Annotated in this window: 20 protein-coding genes; 13 read left to right on the plus strand and 7 right to left on the minus strand. The window is 71.9% G+C overall.

Annotated elements, in window-relative coordinates:
• Position 1: 1 nt before the first annotated feature.
• The 5 genes from EOD73_RS13565 to EOD73_RS13585 all read right to left on the minus strand — a co-directional run bounded on the left by EOD73_RS13565 (position 2) and on the right by EOD73_RS13585 (position 4,067).
• Positions 2 to 1,111: an efflux RND transporter periplasmic adaptor subunit gene (locus EOD73_RS13565; RefSeq protein WP_127683570.1), complete on the minus strand. Its 1,110-nt coding sequence runs from the start codon at positions 1,109 to 1,111 to the stop codon at positions 2 to 4.
• A complete protein-coding gene (locus EOD73_RS13570) occupies positions 1,108 to 1,659 on the minus strand; it encodes a hypothetical protein (RefSeq protein WP_127683571.1) in 552 nt (183 codons plus the stop codon). Before EOD73_RS13570 ends, EOD73_RS13565 begins: the two co-directional genes overlap by 4 nt.
• A gap of 23 nt (positions 1,660 to 1,682) precedes the next feature.
• Positions 1,683 to 2,942 carry a TolC family protein gene (locus EOD73_RS13575; protein ID WP_127683572.1) on the minus strand — a complete coding sequence of 420 codons (1,260 nt, stop codon included), beginning with the start codon at positions 2,940 to 2,942 and terminating at the stop codon, positions 1,683 to 1,685.
• Between the two features lie 109 nt (positions 2,943 to 3,051).
• Positions 3,052 to 3,393 carry a hypothetical protein gene (locus EOD73_RS13580; protein ID WP_127683573.1) on the minus strand — a complete coding sequence of 114 codons (342 nt, stop codon included), beginning with the start codon at positions 3,391 to 3,393 and terminating at the stop codon, positions 3,052 to 3,054.
• 38 nt (positions 3,394 to 3,431) lie between these two features.
• Positions 3,432 to 4,067 (minus strand): cation efflux transmembrane domain-containing protein, encoded by a 636-nt coding sequence (locus EOD73_RS13585; protein ID WP_127683574.1) that lies wholly within the window; start codon positions 4,065 to 4,067, stop codon positions 3,432 to 3,434.
• Positions 4,068 to 4,144: 77 nt separating this feature from the next.
• On the opposite strand from EOD73_RS13585, the gene cadR reads away from it, so the two are divergent.
• The 8 genes from cadR (at position 4,145) to EOD73_RS13625 (ending at position 10,967) form a co-directional block, all read left to right on the plus strand.
• Positions 4,145 to 4,558, plus strand: coding sequence for a Cd(II)/Pb(II)-responsive transcriptional regulator (cadR, locus tag EOD73_RS13590; RefSeq protein ID WP_127683575.1), 414 nt, complete (start codon positions 4,145 to 4,147; stop codon positions 4,556 to 4,558).
• A gap of 97 nt (positions 4,559 to 4,655) precedes the next feature.
• Positions 4,656 to 4,844, plus strand: coding sequence for a hypothetical protein (locus EOD73_RS13595; RefSeq protein ID WP_127683576.1), 189 nt, complete (start codon positions 4,656 to 4,658; stop codon positions 4,842 to 4,844).
• Positions 4,845 to 5,076: 232 nt separating this feature from the next.
• Positions 5,077 to 5,778, plus strand: a complete 702-nt coding sequence (locus tag EOD73_RS13600; RefSeq protein WP_127683577.1) for a PA4824 family protein — start codon at positions 5,077 to 5,079, stop codon at positions 5,776 to 5,778.
• Between the two features lie 154 nt (positions 5,779 to 5,932).
• Positions 5,933 to 7,225 (plus strand): YfiM family lipoprotein, encoded by a 1,293-nt coding sequence (locus EOD73_RS13605; RefSeq protein ID WP_127683578.1) that lies wholly within the window; start codon positions 5,933 to 5,935, stop codon positions 7,223 to 7,225.
• A gap of 212 nt (positions 7,226 to 7,437) precedes the next feature.
• Positions 7,438 to 7,842 carry a hypothetical protein gene (locus EOD73_RS13610; RefSeq protein ID WP_127683579.1) on the plus strand — a complete coding sequence of 135 codons (405 nt, stop codon included), beginning with the start codon at positions 7,438 to 7,440 and terminating at the stop codon, positions 7,840 to 7,842.
• Between the two features lie 180 nt (positions 7,843 to 8,022).
• The gene (locus tag EOD73_RS13615) at positions 8,023 to 8,334 is read left to right on the plus strand and encodes a DUF7684 family protein (RefSeq protein WP_127683580.1); all 312 of its coding nucleotides are present in this window, start codon (positions 8,023 to 8,025) and stop codon (positions 8,332 to 8,334) included.
• A gap of 59 nt (positions 8,335 to 8,393) precedes the next feature.
• Positions 8,394 to 8,801, plus strand: coding sequence for a YciI family protein (locus EOD73_RS13620; protein ID WP_127683581.1), 408 nt, complete (start codon positions 8,394 to 8,396; stop codon positions 8,799 to 8,801).
• 117 nt (positions 8,802 to 8,918) lie between these two features.
• On the plus strand, positions 8,919 to 10,967 hold the full coding sequence (locus tag EOD73_RS13625) for a M13 family metallopeptidase (RefSeq protein WP_127683582.1): 2,049 nt from the start codon (positions 8,919 to 8,921) through the stop codon (positions 10,965 to 10,967).
• A gap of 35 nt (positions 10,968 to 11,002) precedes the next feature.
• Here the strand turns inward: EOD73_RS13625 and EOD73_RS13630 are convergent, their stop codons facing one another.
• A complete protein-coding gene (locus EOD73_RS13630; RefSeq protein ID WP_127683583.1) occupies positions 11,003 to 12,022 on the minus strand; it encodes a serine hydrolase domain-containing protein in 1,020 nt (339 codons plus the stop codon).
• Between the two features lie 111 nt (positions 12,023 to 12,133).
• The gene (locus EOD73_RS13635; RefSeq protein WP_127683584.1) at positions 12,134 to 12,724 is read right to left on the minus strand and encodes a nitroreductase family protein; all 591 of its coding nucleotides are present in this window, start codon (positions 12,722 to 12,724) and stop codon (positions 12,134 to 12,136) included.
• Between the two features lie 43 nt (positions 12,725 to 12,767).
• Here EOD73_RS13635 and EOD73_RS13640 point away from each other — a divergent pair, with 43 nt between their 5' ends.
• From EOD73_RS13640 to EOD73_RS13660, 5 genes are all read left to right on the plus strand, one after another.
• Positions 12,768 to 13,538 (plus strand): sulfite exporter TauE/SafE family protein, encoded by a 771-nt coding sequence (locus tag EOD73_RS13640; protein WP_127683585.1) that lies wholly within the window; start codon positions 12,768 to 12,770, stop codon positions 13,536 to 13,538.
• 36 nt (positions 13,539 to 13,574) lie between these two features.
• On the plus strand, positions 13,575 to 14,393 hold the full coding sequence (locus EOD73_RS13645; protein WP_127683586.1) for an HDOD domain-containing protein: 819 nt from the start codon (positions 13,575 to 13,577) through the stop codon (positions 14,391 to 14,393).
• 10 nt (positions 14,394 to 14,403) lie between these two features.
• Positions 14,404 to 14,730: a divalent-cation tolerance protein CutA gene (cutA, locus tag EOD73_RS13650; RefSeq protein ID WP_127683587.1), complete on the plus strand. Its 327-nt coding sequence runs from the start codon at positions 14,404 to 14,406 to the stop codon at positions 14,728 to 14,730.
• A 70-nt stretch (positions 14,731 to 14,800) separates the two neighbouring features.
• Positions 14,801 to 15,658, plus strand: coding sequence for an archaetidylserine decarboxylase (gene asd, locus EOD73_RS13655; RefSeq protein ID WP_127683588.1), 858 nt, complete (start codon positions 14,801 to 14,803; stop codon positions 15,656 to 15,658).
• A gap of 8 nt (positions 15,659 to 15,666) precedes the next feature.
• Positions 15,667 to 16,974, plus strand: coding sequence for a tryptophan--tRNA ligase (locus tag EOD73_RS13660; RefSeq protein ID WP_127683589.1), 1,308 nt, complete (start codon positions 15,667 to 15,669; stop codon positions 16,972 to 16,974).
• Positions 16,975 to 16,986: the final 12 nt, after the last annotated feature.

A 16,986-nucleotide genomic window follows, 5' to 3' on the forward strand; every position in this document is an offset into this window, starting at 1 on the left:
GTCAGCGCACCTGGTTGAGCAAGGTGGCGCCCTGCACGACGACGCGATCGCCATCGCTCAAGCCCTGCGTGACGGCCACGCGCGCGCCGTCCAAGGGCTGCGTCAGCACCACCTTGGGCACGAAGCGCTCGGGCGCCTGCTTCACCCACACGATGGTTTGGTTGGCGGCGTTCTTCATCAAGGCCTGCGCCGGCACGGCGTGGCCGGTGACGGTGCTGCGCGTTTGCAGCACCACGCGCACCGGCTGGCCCAGGGCCAGGCCCTGAACGCCGCCGAACTGCATCGGCAGCGCCTGCTCGCGCAGCCGCGTGCTGGCGCCCAAAAAGCGCAGGGCTTGCGGCGCCCCCGACGCGTTCACCAAGAAGGCGTCGCCCACGTCCTGGGCGACGCCCAGGTCGTAAGCCAGGGCCTCGATGCGCAGGCGCTGTGGGTCCACCACCTCGAAGACCGGGTCGCGCGCGTCCACCACCTGGCCGGCCAGGGCCTGACTGGCGGCCACCACGCCGCTGACCGGTGCCACCAAGGCCTCGCGCCCGCCCAGGCCCTGGCGCAGCGCGGCGCCGCGGGCCCGCAGGCTTTGCAGCTCGCTCTCGGCGGCCTCGATCTCGCGGCGGGGCACCGTGTCGGCCAGGACCTGCAAGCGCGCCAGGCGCTTCTCGGCCAGGGCCTGGGCCGCCTGCAGCTCGGCCACCTGGGCGGCCTGGGCCGAGCGCTCCAGCGCGCCGGCCACCGGCTCCACGTAGGCCAGCACCTGGCCGCGCTGCACCCGTTGGCCCAAAGCCGGGAAGCCCTGCGGCGGCGCCACCAGGCGCCCGGCCTGCGTGGCCTGCACCGGACCGCCGGCGTTGGGGTCCATCACCACCACGCCCTGCAGCTCGGTGGCCTTCGGCAGCGCGGCCTGCTGGACCGGCAGCGTGCGCAGGCCCATCAGGCGCTGCGCCGATTTCGGCAGGAAGACCGTGCCATCGGGCTGGCGCTGCGGGCCGTTGCTGTTCACCGCCGCGGGGGCGTCGCCATGGTCTTCGTCGCCATGCGCCAGCGCCGGGCCAGCGGCCAAGAGCGCAAACAGGGCGAACAGGGTGGCCTGGGCGGCCATCGTCACGCGCTTCATGCGGCACCTCCGAACCCAGCGGCACGGCGCCGGGCGAGCGCCTTGCGCCCCGCCACGCCCAAGCCCAGCAGCAAGCCCAGGCCCAGCACGGCCCCGGCCGCGGCGCCCCAGCGCTGCCCGGTAGCACCCGCAGCCGGCGCGTCGTGCGCCTCCCCATGCACGTCCAGCTCGGCGGCCAGCAGGTCCACGTCGTCGCCGTCGGTCACGGTGGCGGCCACGGCGTGCACGCCGGCCTCCAGCGGGGCCGGCAGGGCCACGGTGTAGCTGCCATCGGCTTGGGCTTGCGGCTTCAAGGGCCGGCCGCCCAGCTCCAGCTCCACGGTCGCCGCGGGACGCGGCTCGTTGGTCGCGGCGCGGTCCAGGTACAGGGTGAGGGTCTTGCCATCCAGCACGCCGACCAGCTCGAACAGGTCGGAGCTGGCCGCGAAGCGCGGCAGGGCGTGGGCGGTGGCGGCGGGCGGGGCCTCGCCGTGGTCGTGACCCGGCCCGGCGTGGGCAGCGGGGGCGACCAAGGCCAGGGCCAAGGCAAGAAGGGCAGTGGTTTTCATGGGGCGATGGCGGTGAAAGGCGCTCATTGCGGGAGCAGGCCCAGGCTTTGGCGCTGCTGCGCGATGGCCCGGTTGAGGTCGATGCGGGCCCGCGCCAGTTCGCGCTGGGCATGGGCGGCGTCTTGGTCGACGCGCAGGCGCGTGGGCAGGTCGGTCTCGCCAAGGCGGAAGGACTTGTCGAAAAACGCCCGGGTCTCGGTGGCCAGGCGCGCGCGCTCGGTGGCCGCGGCCAGCACGGCGCGGGCGGCCACCAGCGCGGCGGCCGCGCTGTGGCGCTCGGCGTCGACGCGTTCGCGCTCGCGCGCCAACTGGGCTTCCAACTCGGTGCGCTCGGCCGCGGCGGCCGACAGGGTGGCGCGGTGGCGCTCGCTGCGGCCCAGGGGCCAGCGCAGGCCCAAGGTGACCGAGCCGGCGCTGGGCTCGCCGCGCGCCGACCGGTCCCGGCCTTGCAACAAGGTCAGCTCGGGGTTGGCGCGCGACTGCGCGGCGGCCAGCGCCTCGGCGCGCTGGGCCGAGGCCGCCTGGGCCGCCAGCGCTTGCAGCAGTGGGTGCGCGGGCACCGCGGCGTCGGGCGCTGGCTCGGGCTCTGGTGCGTCGGCGGGCTGCAAAGGCTCGCCCGGGGCCAGGCCCAGCAGCGCGCGCAGGGCCTGCTCGCTGGCCACGGCCTGCGCTTGGGCCAGGGCCTGCTCGGCCTGCGCCTGCGCGCGGGCGGCGTCGGCCTGGTGCCGGTCGGCACGCGACAGGTCGCCGGCTTGCACGCGCCGGGCCACGTCGTCCGCCAGCGCCTGGCTGGCCTGCAACCGCTCCTGTGCGGCGCGCAGGTCCTCGCGGTCGCGCTGCAGGGCCCACCAGCGCTCGCGCAGCGCCTGCGCCAGCTGCCACTGGGCCAGCAGCGCGCGGGCGTCCACCGCCTGCAGTTGGGCTTCGGCCAGGCCTTGGGCGCGCTCGCGCTCGCCCGGCAGCCACAGGGGCACGGCCACGCCGACTTCCAGTTCTTGGGCGCCTTCGCGGCGGTGCCAGCGGTCGCTGCGCACCGAGGCCTCGACGGCCACGGGCTCGGGCGTCCAAGCGCGGCTGGCCTCCCGCTGCGCCAGACCGCTGGCCCTGCGCTCGGGCAGGGCTTGTGCTTCGGGCTGACGCGCCCAGGCGCGCTCGAAGGCCTGCGGCAGGCTCAGCGTGGGGGCGGGCTCGGCCGCCCCGGTGGCGAGGTTGGGCCAGGCCGCCCAGGCCAGCGCCCATGCGCACAGCCCGGGCCAGCGGCCCCGTGTGGAGATGCGATGCATCCGATGCTCCAAAGTGAACGGCAGGTCACAGGGCGATCGGCGAGCAGCCGCCTGCAGGGCCCACAAGGGCCGCAGGGCGAGCGAGGTCAGGGTCGGGAACCCCCGCCGATCAGGCGAGGGGCGCCCACTGAGGGCGTTCGGGCCGCGGCGCCAGGGGCGCGGGGCCGGCCGGCGGCAGGGGCGCGGCGTCGGGCGCGGCCGGGGCCACGCCGGTGACAACCGGCGGCTGGCTCAAGACGGCCGAGAAGTGGTGGCAGGCGCTGTGGCACTCCCGGTCGGGGGTGCTGGCGTCGTCCGGGGCCGCATCGTGGCAATGGCCTGCTTCGGCTTGCGGGCCCTGCATCGCGTGGTCCGCGGGGCCCTGGTGCTGCGTGCACACGGGCACCGCCAGCGCCCACGCGCTTTGCAGGGGCAGCATCACGGCCAGCAACAGGGACAGAAACCAACGCATGGCCAAAGTCTAGGCGAGTGAGGGAAATCGGGCGAGCGTCAGGCTTTCGCGGGGGGCGGTTCGCCGCGCAACTCTTGCCGCGCCTGGGCCAGCACGCTGCGCGAGGCCGACAGCGCCAGCACCGCCATCACCCCGGCCACCGCCAGGTCGGGCCAGGCCGCACCGGTGCCAAAGACGCCCAAGGCCGCCCCCATCACCGCCACGTTGCCCAGGGCGTCGTTGCGGCTGCACAGCCACACCGAGCGCATGTTGGCGTCGCCATCGCGCCAGGCGTAAAGGAGGGCCGCCACGGCGACGTTCACGACCAAGGCCAGCGCGCCGACCACGCCCATGGTCAGGGGCTCGGGCACGACGCCGCTGTGCAGGGTCCAGGCCGTCTTGAGCAACACGAACACCCCAAACGCCCCCATCGACAGGCCCTTGACCAGCGCCGCCTGCGCCCGCCGGCGCAAGGACATGCCCAGCACCAGCAGGGAGACCCCGTAGTTCGCCGCATCGCCGAAGAAGTCCACGGCGTCGGCCAACAGCGACACCGAGCCGGAGGCCAGCCCACTGGCCAGTTCCACCAAGAACATCGCCGCGTTCAGGGCCAAGGCCACCCACAGCACCCGGCGGTAACGGGGCCCGGCGGGTGGGGCGGAGGCGGTGCAGTGGTCGTGGCAGTGGGCGCTCATGGGCATCTTCTGCAGTGCAATGGCAGGATTGGAAACCTTGCAGCAGGTGCAAGGTCAAGCCCCGCCCTGGAGCCCCCATGAAGATCGGCGAACTGGCCCAGGCCACCGACACCCCGGCCGCCACCATCCGCTTTTACGAGCGCGAAGGCCTGATGCCCGCCGCAGCGCGCAGCGCCGCCAATTACCGGCACTACGGCCCGGCCCATGTGCAGCGCTTGGCCCTGATCCGCCGCTGCCGCGGCCTGGACATGCGCCTGGACGAGGTGCGCGCCCTGCTGGCCCTGTGGGACGAACCCGCCGCCCCCTGCGACGAGGTGAACCGCGTGCTGGACGCCCACCTGGCCCACGTCCAGGCCCGCCTGCGCGAGCTGCGCGCCCTGCAAAAGGAACTGCTGGCCCTGCGGCAGCGCTGCCAAACGCCCCAGTCCGCGGGCGCCTGCGGCATCCTGCGGGGCCTGACCGAAGCCGCCCCGGGGCCGGGCGCGGCCTGAAAACTTTCTGCAAAGTTGTGTCAACGGGTTGCCGCGGCCTCGCGTTGCGGCTCACATCGGTCCTTCCCGTCGGGCCGGTTGAGTCGAGAAAAACACCATGTTGATCACCGCACAGCCCCGCTCCAACGTCCTGCAACGCCGCCCGCTGCCGCAAGGCCTGTTGGACGCTTTGCCCGAAGGTGCCTTGGCCGACAAGGGCCCGAAGCACGTCGGTTTCGACGCGCCCTTCTTCGGCGCCGGCCGCCGTGGCGCCGAACGCGCCCAGCGCCTGGACCGCAAGCGCTGACACCGCCTCAGCCCTTCCAAACCTTTCAACAGCGAGCGCCGGCCAGTGAGCCGGCGCTTACTTTTTGGCTGGAGGAATCCCCAGCCCCCGGCGCCGGCACCGCCCGCAATCACGGGTTAACCCCAGGCAATCGCGCTTCCTCCCTCGAATCCCGCACTTGGTCGCCTTTCGCGCGCCAAACCGGTTCGGCGACGACACGATGAGAACCCCTACCACTCATCTTCTTGTCGTCATGAAACGTCTTCTGATCGCTTCCGCCGCCCTTCTGTCGATTTCTCTGGCCCACGCCGCCGGCCCCATGGCCACCTTGTCGGGCGACGTGTTGAGCAAGGGCGATTGCGAAGTCGAAGGCCTGCTGGGCCGCACCAACGCCAAGATCGGCGGCTTCAGCACGCACGCCACCAACCTGGGCCTGCGCGCCGACTGCGGCCTGCTGGAAGGCAGCCAGATCGGTCTGATCGGCAACCGCATCAAGTTCGAAGGCGAAAAGGCCGACACCCTGAGCCTGGTCAGCAAGACCCGCCTGTGGGACGACGCCCAGTTCGGCGGCAAGCTGGCCTTGACGCTCGGCATCCACGGCGTGCGCGACCGCAACCTGGACTTCGACTACGCCGCCAGCGACATCGGCCTGGCCTACACCCAGACCCTGGCCGAGAAGCACAAGGTCCACGTCAACGCCGACGTCAGCATCGCCAAGGGCGGTGACAACACCACCGGCTGGGCCCTGGGTTACGAGTACGCCGTGGCGCCGAACGTGTCGCTGCTGGCCGAAACCTACGGCGCCGAAGGCAGCAAGCCCACGCAAGCCCTGGGCGTGCGTTGGAGTCCCGCCAAGGACTGGTCGGTCGGCGCCATGGTCGCCCGCCCCCGCCTGGACAACGGCATCAGCGGCCGCATGACGCAGTTCAACACCACGGTGGCCTACCGCTTCTGAGCGGCGCCGCATCGCCCCGCCCGGGGCGCTGACCGAGCGAGCGAGGGACGCCCCGGCGGGGTGCCCTCGCTTTTTTCATGGCCCACGCGCCCAGGCAACGCCTCCCCCGAACGCGCGGCCCCGGGGCCGCAGGCCGGCTGGCAGACTGCGCGCCATGCCCACCCCCTCCCCCTGGCGCTGGCCGCGCCGCCTGCTGGTCTTGGCCCTGGTCGCCATGCTGGCGGCCACGGCCCTGGCCCTGCAAACCGGCCCCAGCCTGCCCGCGCCCGAACCCAGCCTCGGCCACACCAGCGGCCCCTGGGCCCACGCGCAGCGCTGGCTGCAGCAACTGCAGGTCCAGCGCCAGCGGCCCGGCGCCCGAGCCGGCCTGTGGCTGGCCGAGGCCGACCTCAACGCCCTGGTCGCCCCCGCCCTGGCCAGCGCCCGGCCCGGCGCCCGCGCCCACCTCGACCTGGAGACCGACTTTGCCCAGCTGCGCGCCAACTGGCCCACCGCTAGCGGCGCGCTGTGGCTGAACCTCGACCTGCGCTTCGACATGGCCGAGCAGCGCCCCGGCCTGTGGCCCCGCTTGGTTTCGGCCCGCCTGGGCCGCCTGCCCCTGCCGCCCGCGTGGGTCGATGCCGCCGCCCAGCGCGCGCTCGACGCCAAGCTGGGCCCCGCCTGGCGCGAACTGCCCGCCGCCATCACCGGCTGGCAGGCCTTGCCGGGTCGATTGCGCGTCAACTGGGCGCAAGACCGAGCCAATTGGCGCCAACTCGCAGGAACGGCCGGCCGCCTGCTGCCCGCGCCGGAGCGCGAGGCCCTGACCGCCCACCACACCGCCTGGCAGGCCCTACTGGCGCAACCCGCCACCGCCGACCGCACCTGGGCCGTGCCCCAGGCCTTGCAAGCCCTGGCCCGCCCCGCATTGACCCGCGTCCAAGAGGGCCGCACCCAGGCCGAGCCCGAGCTGCGCGCCCTGCTGCTGACCCTGGCCCTGCACGCCGTGGGCCGCTCCCCCGCGCCCCTGCTGGACCAAGCCAGCCCCAACCCACCGCCCTTGCGCTTGGTGATGGCCGAGCGCGACGACATGGCCCAGCACTTCCTGATCTCCGCCTGGCTGGCCTGGCAGGGCAACGAGCAGTTCGCCCAGGCCCTGGGCCTGGGCAAAGAACTGGCCGATGCGCAAGGCAGCAGCGGCTTCTCGTTCAACGACCTGGCCGCCGACGAAGCCGGCAGCACCCTGGGCCGCCGCGCCGCCGCCAACCCCGCTGGGATGCTGGCCGCGCTGGCCACCGGCGTGCCCGAAGCCGGCCTGTTCCCCCGCGTGGACGACCTGCCCGAGTTCTTGAGCGAGCCCGAGTTCCGCCGCCGCTTCGGCGGCGTGGGCGCCCCGGCCTTTGATGCCGAGCGCCAAAAGATCCGCAAGCGCATCGCGGCCTTGCCGCTGTACCAGGGGTGGCCGTGAGACTGCCTTCAACTCAGGGGTTCGTCGCCATAGCCGAGTGGCTCCATAGCCGAATCCATGGCGCGGCCCAATTCGGTTGGCGGTGCGGGCAGACAGCCACTCTGGTGAGCCCAGTCGACCTCCAGCCCGTCACTTCGTGACGGTCTTTGCGGACAGGTCAAGAAGCAATGCGGCCGAAAATCAGACTGTTCCGCTGACGTTCAAATTGCCCCATGGAACCCAATCGCGCACCGTCAACCTTTCGAGCCATCGCCTTCGTGGTGGCTGTGATGACCTTGGGTACGGCTCTGTTCTGGCATGGATTCTTTGGTTGGCGTGAGGGAGCCATCTACGTACCTGGCAAGAGCCAGCCGTCCTTCATCGCCACCCCTTCGGGCAACACGGCGGCCAGCTTCTACAGCCACACCTTTGGGTTCATGGGTGTCGGTGGATTGCTGGTATTGATGGCGCTTTGGATTACCTGGAGCGCCTTCTTCTCCTCGTCACCCAAACGACCCCAAGTGTTCGCTCTCCTCGCAAGTCCCGCAAGAACACATGGCACCAACTTGCCTTGGTGGTTGTTTTGGGGGGTTGTTGTGGCGTTCGTGGTGCTGTTGCTTTGGACGGCACGGCCCTGAAGCCAAGGTTCGGCCCGAACAGAATTGAGGGCCAAGCCACGCCCTTTGCAACTCAATCGGCCATGGAGTGACGCCTTCACTCCATGGCCAGGTACCGAAGGGCAAGCAGCAAGACCCAACGCCACCGCCGCTACCCGAACGTCTCCGTCCATGCCACCCGTCAATCCGACCGAAGGACACATGCGTCAAGCCTTGCCCAAGAAGGTCGTGCTGCTGGCATCCCGCCCATATACGGACTCTGATGCGCCCATGCTTCTGGCCCTGATCCGGCGCCCCATCGCGTTGTTCTGTGCTGCCGGCGTGGACTGCACAGGGTGGGAGGACGCCTTCGACTGGCTGCTCACGGACCCGCTCGCCGAAGGCTCGCCCCACATTTCGACCACCAGCCATCCAGAAGAAAGGCTGGCCGAGGTTATGGCGTTCGCCGGCGCGTGGCCCATTGACGAAACGAACAGTGTCGAGTTGATCGAAGTGCACGCCCAGGTGAAATGAGTTTCGGCAGTCGCGTCGCACCGCGATAGCCTGGGTGCGCCAATCCCAGGAAGCCCACCATGAAGTCCACCCACCTGCTCGTCGCGGCCCTGCTGCTGGCCGTCAGTTCAGTCGCCGCCGCGCAAACGGCCAGCGCACCGACAACGGCCACCCGCCCAGCGCAGGACCTGCGCTTCGTCGTCGTTCACGCGCCCGGCCCGGGCTGGGACAGCACCAAGTCCGTGTTCGAGCAACCCGGCCTGCAAGCCCACATCGAGCACTACCGGCAATGGCAGTTGCAGGGCAAGCTGGAGCTGGGCGGCCCCTTCATGGACGGGGCGACTGGCGGGATGATGCTGCCGGTGGCCGGCGTGCCCGAGGCCGAGGTGCGCCGCTTCGCGGCCGAAGACCCCGCGGTGAAGGCCGGGCTGCTGCGGGCCGAGGTGCGGCCTTGGCTCATCGGCATGCGCCGCTCGCCCAAGCCTTGACGCACCACCCCTGACCCACGGACTCGGGGCAACCCGGGGTGAGTTCTGGCAGCTGGCGCGCCAGCCCCTAGGCTGACGCCCACGACCCTCCCCCGGCGCTTGCGCGCCCGCACGACCATGACCTCCCCCTTCCGCCCCCTGCGCCGCACGGCGCTGGCCGCCGCCCTGCTGGCCGCCTCCTTCGCCCTGTCGGCCCAGCAAGCCGCGGCCCCCGCCCTGCACTCGGGCATCGACCGCAGCGGCATGGACCCGGCCGTGCGCGTGCAGGACGACCTGTTCCGCGCCGTGAACGGCGGCTGGCTGGCCAAGACGCCCATCCCGGCGGACAAGGCGGAGTACGGCACCTTCGTGCAATTGGCCGACCAGAGCGACCGCGACATCAAGGCCATCGTGGAGCGCCTGGCGCGCACGCCGCAGGCCAAGGCCAGCGTGGCCGAGAAGGTGGCCCACTTCTACAAGGCCTACACCGACACCGCCGGCATCGACCGCGCCGGCCTCGCCCCCCTGCGCCCGCTGCTGGCCGAGGTGGAGCGCCTGCAAACCCGCACCGACCTGTCGCGCTACCTGGGCCAGCAGCAGGGCGTGCTGAACCTGCCCATCGGCCTCGGGGTGATGGCCGACTTCAAAGAGCCCAACCTCAACCGCCCGCTGACCTGGCAAGGCGGCCTGGGCCTGCCCGACCGCGACTACTACCTGAAGGACAGCGACGAGCGCTACGCCAAGGCGCTGAACGACTACCGCGCTTACCTGCTCAAGATCGCCACCCTGGCCGGCCTGAAGAACCCGGCGCAAGCGGCCGACGACACCCTGGCGCTGGAGCGCCAGATCGCCACCGCGCACTGGGACAAGGTCGCCAACCGCGACATGGTCAAGATCTACAACCCGCATACGCCGGAGTCGGTGGCTGCGCTGGCGCCCGGCCTGGACTGGCCGGTGTTCCTGCAAGCGGCGGGCTTGGGCGGCACGCCCAAGTTGTCGGTCTCGCAGCCCAGCACGACCACGGCCGTGGCCAAGATGGTGGCCGAGGTGCCCATGGCGCAGTGGCGCCACTACCTGCAGCTGCGCTGGATCGACGCCACGGCCGACACCCTGCCCAAGGCCTTCCGCGACGCGCACTTCGCCTTCCACGGCACGGCGCTGAAGGGCACCACCGAGCCCAAGCCGCGTTGGCAGGCCGGCATCGACCAGGTCAACGCCGCCCTGGGCGAGGCCCTGGGCCAGCTCTACGTGGCCGAGCACTTCCCGCCCGCGGCCAAGCAGCGCATGGTGACCCTGGTGCGCAACCTGCTGGCGTCGTACGGCGACAGCCTGGACGGCCTGACCTGGATGGGCCCCGAGACCAAGGCCCGCGCCCGCGCCAAGCTGGCCAGTTACCAAGTCAAGATCGGCTACCCCGAGAAGTGGCGCGACTACGGCGCGCTGCAGGTCAAGGCGGGCGACGCCATGGGCAACGGCCTGCGCGCCGCGCGCTTCGAGTGGGCGCGCCAGGTGGCCAAGGCCGGCCAGCCGGTGGACAAGACCGAGTGGGGCCTGACGCCGCAAACGGTCAACGCCTACTACAACCCCTTCGCCAACGAGATCGTGTTCCCCGCGGCCATCCTGCGCCCGCCCTTCTTCGACATGCAGGCCGACGACGCCGCCAACTACGGCGCCATCGGCGCGGTGATCGGGCACGAGATCAGCCACGGCTTTGACGACCAGGGCAGCCAGTTCGACGCCGACGGCGCGCTGCGCAACTGGTGGACCGACGCCGACCGCGAGGCCTTCAACAAGCTGGGCGAGCAGCTGGTGGCGCAGTACGAGAGCTACGAACCGCTGCCCGGCAAGAAGCTCAACGGCCGGCTGACCCTGGGCGAGAACATCGCCGACCTGTCGGGCCTGCAAATCGCGCAGAAGGCCTACGTGAAGAGCCTGGGCGGCCGGCCGGCGCCGGTGATCGACGGGCTGACGGGCGAGCAGCGCTTCTTCTTCGGCTGGGCACAGGCCTGGCGCGAGAAGTCGCGCGAGAACCGCATCCTGCAGCTGCTGACCACCGACCCCCACTCGCCCCCGGTGTTCCGGGCCAACGGCGCCGCCATCAACCACGACGGCTTCCACGAGGCCTTCGGCACGAAAGAAGGCGACGGCATGCACAAGCCGCCGGCGCAGCGCATCAAGATCTGGTGACGCGCCGAGGGCTTGGCGCTGGTCGCCCACCCCGCTCAGGCGGGGCAAGCGGCGGCGCTGAGCAGGTCGAAGCTCAGGCCGCGGCCCTGCCAGATCTCGCCAAAGTCCAGGCCCTCGGCCTCGGTGAACACGATCACGGCCAGGCCCTGCGCCGGCACCATCAGGTTGCGCACCTGCAAGGCGCCCAGCAGGCCGCGCCGTTCGACGATGGCCACCGGATCTGGGCAACCGGCCAGCGGTGCTTCGAAGGCCCAAGCGCCCAGCGCGGCGTAGCCCCAGCGCGGTTCGCCCCGCCACAGCTCGGCGCGCGACGCGGCCGACACCAGCCGGCCGCGCATCAGCGCGTCGTCGAAGGCCCAGAGCTCGCGCGCCGTGCCCACCAGGGCGGCGCCCGCGCCGTAGGTGGCCGGGTTGGGCAAGGCGCCCTCGCCGCCGCTCCAGCGCACCTGGCGCCAGCCCAGGGTCGCGCCCAGGCGCTGTAGCAAGGCGTCGATCGACTGCCCCGACGCGCGCTCCAGCACGGCCTGCATCACCCAGGTGTCGCAGGCGTGGTACGCGAAGCGCTGGTTGGGCGCCGCTTCGGGCGCCTGCGTGCAATGGGCCAGCGCGGCCTCGCGGTGCGCGACCATGGGGCCCAGTCGGGTGTTGAAGTCGGCAGGAACCTCGCGCAGGCCCGAGGTGTGCTGCAGCAGGTGGCGCGACGTCACGCTGGCCGGAAAGGGCCAGGTGGGGGCCAGCAGCGGGGCCACGGGGGCGTCGAGCTGCAGCCGGCCGGCCTCGACCTCTTGCATCGTCAGCACGGCGGTGACCTGCTTGCTGACCGAAGCCCAGCGCCACACCCGGCCCACCGTTCCGCCGCCGGGTGCCGCTTCGAAACGCACGCCCTCGGGGCCGGCCACCAGCACCTCGCCCACCAGGCCTTGGCGTTCGGCGGCGGCCACCGCCTGGGCCAAGCGCGCGGGCTCTGGGGTCGCCGCCGCGGCATGGGCCGCCAGGGCCCACGCCCAAAACAGCGCCAGCCAGCGGGTGGAGGAGGTCGTGGCGGATCGGGTCATGGCGGGGCTCCAGGGGAAGTGCAGGCGATCCTAGGCAGCCCACCCCGGCCCGCGCCCGGGCCCGCGACCGATTGAGAAAAGCGCGCCCTGGGTTGAGGGCTCGACCGGTCTTCAGGCCTCGGGGAAGGTCCAGCGGCCCAGGCGCACCAGGTCGGCCAAGGGCAGGCGGTCGTTGGGCACTTCGCGGGCGCGCAGGTCCTCGCTCAGCGGGGCGTTGGGGTCGGGGCGGCCGATGGCGACCACGCAGTCGATGCGGGCGTGCTCGCCCAGGCCGATGGCGGCGCCGACCGTGGCGGCGTCGAAACCGCCCATGGCGTGCGCGGCCAAGCCCTGCGCCTGGGCCTGCAAGGCCAGGCTCATCCACGCCGCGCCGGCGTCGAAGGCGCTGCCGCCCAAGGGCTTGCGCTCGCCGCGCTTGATCGAACTGGTCAGGCTGCAGGCCACCAACAACGCGCCGGCACGCTGCGCCCAAACCTGGTTGCTGGGCGCCAAGCCGGCCAGCACGGCGGCGAACTCGGGCGTGCCGCCCAGGGTCAGCACGTAGCGCCAGGGCTGGCTGTTGCCGCTGCTCGGCGCCCAGCGGGCGGCTTCAAGACAGCGCAGGGCCTCGGTCTCGCTCAGGGGCTGGCCGTCGAAGCCACGGGGGCTCCAGCGCGACAAGAACTGGGGCTCGATGGGGTGGGTGGGGGTGCGAGGGTTCATGGGGGCCATTCTTGACGAGGGGGCGGCGTAGAGTCGCGCCCCCATGCTTGACACCCTCTTGGTCATCGCGGCTTCTCTGCTGGCCGGCTGCATCGACGCCATCGCCGGTGGCGGCGGCCTGGTGCTGGTGCCGGCGCTGTTCAGTGCCTTCCCCGGCACGCCGCCCGCCACCCTGTTCGGCACCAACAAGGGCGCGGCCATTTGGGGCACCGCTTTGGCCGCCTGGCGCTACGCGCGCCGGGTGGAGCTGCGCTGGCACGCGCTGGCCCCGGCCATCGCCTGCGCGCTGACCGGCAGCGCCTTGGGCGCCTGGGCGGTGACGCACATCGACGCCGCCCGCCTGCGCGTGGCCCTGCCCTTCATCCTGCTGGCCGTGCTGGTCTACACCCTGGCCAAGAAGGACCTGGGGCAGACCCACGCGCCGCGCTGGGCCGGCCCCCACGAGGCGCTGGTGGCCAGCGGCATCGGGCTGGGCATCGGCTTTTACGACGGCGTGTTCGGCCCGGGCACCGGCAGCTTTTTTGTGTTTCTGTTGGTGAGGGGCCTGGGCTACGACTTCTTGCACGCCAGCGCCAGCGCCAAGCTCTTGAACACGGCCACCAACGCCGCCGCGCTGACCCTGTTCGCCGCCACCGGCCACATCTGGTGGGGCCTGGCCGCCGCCATGGCCGTGGCCAACATGCTGGGCTCGGTGCTCGGCACGCACCTGGCGCTGACGCGCGGGGCCGGCTTCGTGCGCACGGCTTTCTTGTTGGTCGTGGCCGCCTTGATCGTGCGCACCGGCTGGGATGCCTGGAAGTTGGTCGCGCTGTAGCATCGGTCCAACCTTGTCTCGAAGAGGCCTCTCGCCATGTCCGTCGATCCCGAACTGCGCAACCTCGACATCGAAATCCCCGCCCAACCCGAGGTGCTGGTCAAGCTCTCGGTACTGATGGCCGAGGACGAGATCGACCTGCTGGCGGTGTCCGCGCTGGTGGAAGGCGACATGGCCCTGGCCGCCGCCGTGCTGAAGGCGGTGAACTCCTCGCTGTACGGCCTGCGCGGTCGCGTGCAAACCGTGCACCAGGCGCTGACCTACCTCGGCATGCGCGAGGTCTCGGCCATCGCCTTCGAGATGAGCCTGCGCGCCGCCTTCCCGCCGGCGGCCGAGCTCGGCCCCGTCTGGGACCGCGCCGCCAAGCGCGGCCTGATGATGGGCCGCATGGGCCAGATGCTGGGCATCGACCCCTGGGCCTCGCACTCCGCCGGCCTGTTCGAAGAATGCGGCAAGGCCGTGCTGTACCGCCATGCGCCCCAGCACTACCCCGCCATGCTGCGCGCCGCCGCCAGCGACGGCGAACTGGCCGGCCTGGAGCACAGCGCCTTCGGCGTGAGCCACGACGCCCTGGGCGCCGCGCTGTGCGAAAGCTGGGGCTTGGCGCCGGCGGCCGTGGCCAGCGTGCGCCACCACATCTTGGTGCAGGCCTGCGGCGACATGCCCGACGCCCTGCAACGCCGCGGCGTGGCCGCGATCTCCGGCTTCGCCCACGCGCTGATGGCCCTGCCAGAGGGCGAGCTGGAAGCCCGCGTCAAGCAGCTGTGCCAGCAGGCGCAGATCGACGAGGCCGCCGCGCTGCGCGCCGCCCGCCGCGTGCAAGAACAGTTGGAAAACGCCGCCGCCAACGGCTGAGCGCCGGGCCATGGCCCTGCTGCTGGCCCTCACCACCGTCGCCACCGCCGACCAGGCCCGGGCCCTCGCCCAGCGCCTCGTCCAGGCGCGCTTGGCGGCCTGCGTGCAGCTGCAGGCCATCGAGTCGGTCTACCGCTGGGACGGCGCCGTGCAGCAGGAGCCCGAGTGGCGCTTGCTGATCAAAACCACCGAGGCCGCCTGGCCCGCGCTGCAGGCCGCCGTGCTGGACCAGCACCCCTACGCCACCCCAGCGCTGCTGGCTTGGCCAGCGACGCACGCCAGCGAAGCCTTCGCGGCCTGGGTGGCGGCCGAGGTCGACCCCAACGCGCCCGGCTGAGGGCGGCGCGGCGGCTTGCCACGGGGCCGCTTCCTAGAATCGGCCCCTTTCTCCCTGCCCAGGCATCGCCATGGACGCCGAAGACTTCAAGACGATGCTGCCGCAGCACCTGCTGCCCAAACGCCTGCTGACCGAGTTGGCCGGCGCCTTCGCCCGCCGCCAAGGCGGTGCGCTGACGCAAACCGCCATCCGCCGCTTCATCGCCCGCTATGGCGTGAACATGGCCGAGGCCGCGAACCCGGACCCCGCCAGCTACGCCAGCTTCAACGAGTTCTTCACCCGCCCCCTCAAGGACGGCTCCCGCCCGCTGGCCGACGCGACCTGGATCTGCCCCGTGGACGGCGCCATCAGCGCCTTCGGCCCGGTGAAGAAGGACCAGGTCTACCAGGCCAAGGGCCACGGCTACAGCACGCGCACCCTGGTGGGCGGCGACGCCGGCCTGGCCGCGCAGTTCGACGACGGCCACTTCGCCACCCTCTACCTGAGCCCCAAGGACTACCACCGCATCCACATGCCCTGTGCGGGCACGCTGCGCGAAATGATCTGGGTGCCCGGCAGCCTGTACTCGGTGAACCCGGCCACGGCCAAGGCCCTGCCGGGCCTGTTCGCCAAGAACGAGCGCGTGGTCTGCGTGTTCGACACCGCGCACGGGCCCTTCGTGCTGGTGCTGGTGGGCGCCACCATCGTGGGCAGCATGGCCACGACCTGGCACGGCGTGGTGAACCCGCCCCGCCACAAGGACGTGAAGCGCTGGACCTACGAGAACCAGACCATCGCCTTCCAACAAGGCCAGGAGATGGGCCGCTTCCTGCTGGGCTCCACCGTGGTGATGCTGTGGCCCAAGCGCACGGACAGCCCCCTGCAGTTCAACCCCGACTGGGCGCCCGCGCGCCCCATCCGCCTTGGCGAAGCCATGGCCACGATCTGAGTTTGAGCATGAGCACGCGAGTCCTGACCGGCATCACCACCACCGGCACCCTGCACCTGGGCAACTACGTCGGCGCGCTGCGCCCGGCGATTGCCGCCTCCCAAGCGCCGGACGTGGAGAGCTTTTTCTTCATGGCCGACTACCACGCACTGATCAAGTGCGACGACCCCGACCGGGTCGAGGCCAGCCGCATGCAGATCGCCGCCACCTGGCTGGCCGCCGGCCTGGACACGCAGCGCGCCCTGCTGTTTCGCCAGAGCGACGTGCCCGAGGTGTGTGAGCTGACCTGGCTGCTGACCTGCGTCACCGCCAAGGGGCAGATGAACCGCGCGCACGCCTACAAAGCCGCCGTGGACGCGGCCGTGGCCGCCGGCGAGGAGCCCGATTCGAACGTGACGATGGGCCTGTACAGCTACCCCATCCTGATGGCGGCCGACATCCTGCTCTACAACGCGCACCGCGTGCCCGTGGGCAAGGACCAGGTGCAGCATATCGAGATGGCGCGCGACGTCGCGCAGCGCTTCAACCATCTGTATGGGCAAGACTTCTTCGTGCTGCCCGAGGCCGAGGTCGAGGCCGAGATGGAGCTGCTGCCGGGCCTGGACGGCCGCAAGATGAGCAAGAGCTACGACAACGTCGTGCCCCTGTTCGAAGGCGGCGCCGAGGCGCTGCGCAACGCCGTGGCCAAGATCGTGACCGACTCGCGCGGCCCCGGCGAGCCCAAAGAGCCCGAGGGCACGGCGCTCATTCAGATCTTCGACGCCTTCGCCACGCCCACGGAGCGCGCGCAAATGCGCGCCGAGCTGCGCGCCGGCCTGGCCTGGGGCGAGGCCAAGCAGCGCCTCGTGGCCCAGATCGAGAAAGAGCTCGGCCCCATGCGCGCGCGCTACGCCGAGCTGATGGCCGACCCCGAGCGCATCGAGGCCGAGTTGCAGCGCGGCGCCGAGCGCGCCCGCGCCATCGCGCGCCCCCTGCTGGCCCGCCTGCGCGAGGCCGTGGGCCTGCGCCGCAGCCGCGTGCTGCCGGGCCAGGCCGCGGCCCCTGCGCCCAAGGCGGCCACGCCACCCCTGGTCAAGCAGTACCGCGAGGCCGACGGCCAGTTCTACGTCAAGCTCACCCAGGGCGACGAGGTGCTGGCCCTGAGCCCGGGCTTCGCCAGCGGCCGCGACGGCGCGCAGTGGCTGGCCGCGCTCAAGGCCGGCGAGGCCGTGGCCCTGGCCCAGCAAGGCGACGCCGCCGCGCTGGCCGCCGCCCTGGCCACGCTGCGCGAGCAGGACGCCGAACGCGAAAAGGCCAAGGCCGCCAAAGCCGGCTGAGCGCTTGGGCGA

The sequence above is a fragment of the Inhella crocodyli genome, from assembly GCF_004004565.1.
In the GTDB taxonomy this organism is placed as follows: domain Bacteria; phylum Pseudomonadota; class Gammaproteobacteria; order Burkholderiales; family Burkholderiaceae_C; genus Inhella; species Inhella crocodyli.

Excerpts from the sequence above, each read along its gene's own strand:
- EOD73_RS13565 (WP_127683570.1), bottom strand. The coding sequence starts at position 1,111 with ATGAAGCGCGTGACGATGGCCGCCCAGGCCACCCTGTTCGCCCTGTTT.
- EOD73_RS13570 (WP_127683571.1), bottom strand. The coding sequence starts at position 1,659 with ATGAAAACCACTGCCCTTCTTGCCTTGGCCCTGGCCTTGGTCGCCCCC.
- EOD73_RS13575 (WP_127683572.1), bottom strand. The coding sequence starts at position 2,942 with ATGCATCGCATCTCCACACGGGGCCGCTGGCCCGGGCTGTGCGCATGG.
- EOD73_RS13580 (WP_127683573.1), bottom strand. The coding sequence starts at position 3,393 with ATGCGTTGGTTTCTGTCCCTGTTGCTGGCCGTGATGCTGCCCCTGCAA.
- EOD73_RS13585 (WP_127683574.1), bottom strand. The coding sequence starts at position 4,067 with ATGAGCGCCCACTGCCACGACCACTGCACCGCCTCCGCCCCACCCGCC.
- cadR (WP_127683575.1), top strand. The coding sequence starts at position 4,145 with ATGAAGATCGGCGAACTGGCCCAGGCCACCGACACCCCGGCCGCCACC.
- EOD73_RS13595 (WP_127683576.1), top strand. The coding sequence starts at position 4,656 with ATGTTGATCACCGCACAGCCCCGCTCCAACGTCCTGCAACGCCGCCCG.
- EOD73_RS13600 (WP_127683577.1), top strand. The coding sequence starts at position 5,077 with ATGAAACGTCTTCTGATCGCTTCCGCCGCCCTTCTGTCGATTTCTCTG.
- EOD73_RS13605 (WP_127683578.1), top strand. The coding sequence starts at position 5,933 with ATGCCCACCCCCTCCCCCTGGCGCTGGCCGCGCCGCCTGCTGGTCTTG.
- EOD73_RS13610 (WP_127683579.1), top strand. The coding sequence starts at position 7,438 with ATGGAACCCAATCGCGCACCGTCAACCTTTCGAGCCATCGCCTTCGTG.
- EOD73_RS13615 (WP_127683580.1), top strand. The coding sequence starts at position 8,023 with ATGCGTCAAGCCTTGCCCAAGAAGGTCGTGCTGCTGGCATCCCGCCCA.
- EOD73_RS13620 (WP_127683581.1), top strand. The coding sequence starts at position 8,394 with ATGAAGTCCACCCACCTGCTCGTCGCGGCCCTGCTGCTGGCCGTCAGT.
- EOD73_RS13625 (WP_127683582.1), top strand. The coding sequence starts at position 8,919 with ATGACCTCCCCCTTCCGCCCCCTGCGCCGCACGGCGCTGGCCGCCGCC.
- EOD73_RS13630 (WP_127683583.1), bottom strand. The coding sequence starts at position 12,022 with ATGACCCGATCCGCCACGACCTCCTCCACCCGCTGGCTGGCGCTGTTT.
- EOD73_RS13635 (WP_127683584.1), bottom strand. The coding sequence starts at position 12,724 with ATGAACCCTCGCACCCCCACCCACCCCATCGAGCCCCAGTTCTTGTCG.
- EOD73_RS13640 (WP_127683585.1), top strand. The coding sequence starts at position 12,768 with ATGCTTGACACCCTCTTGGTCATCGCGGCTTCTCTGCTGGCCGGCTGC.
- EOD73_RS13645 (WP_127683586.1), top strand. The coding sequence starts at position 13,575 with ATGTCCGTCGATCCCGAACTGCGCAACCTCGACATCGAAATCCCCGCC.
- cutA (WP_127683587.1), top strand. The coding sequence starts at position 14,404 with ATGGCCCTGCTGCTGGCCCTCACCACCGTCGCCACCGCCGACCAGGCC.
- asd (WP_127683588.1), top strand. The coding sequence starts at position 14,801 with ATGGACGCCGAAGACTTCAAGACGATGCTGCCGCAGCACCTGCTGCCC.
- EOD73_RS13660 (WP_127683589.1), top strand. The coding sequence starts at position 15,667 with ATGAGCACGCGAGTCCTGACCGGCATCACCACCACCGGCACCCTGCAC.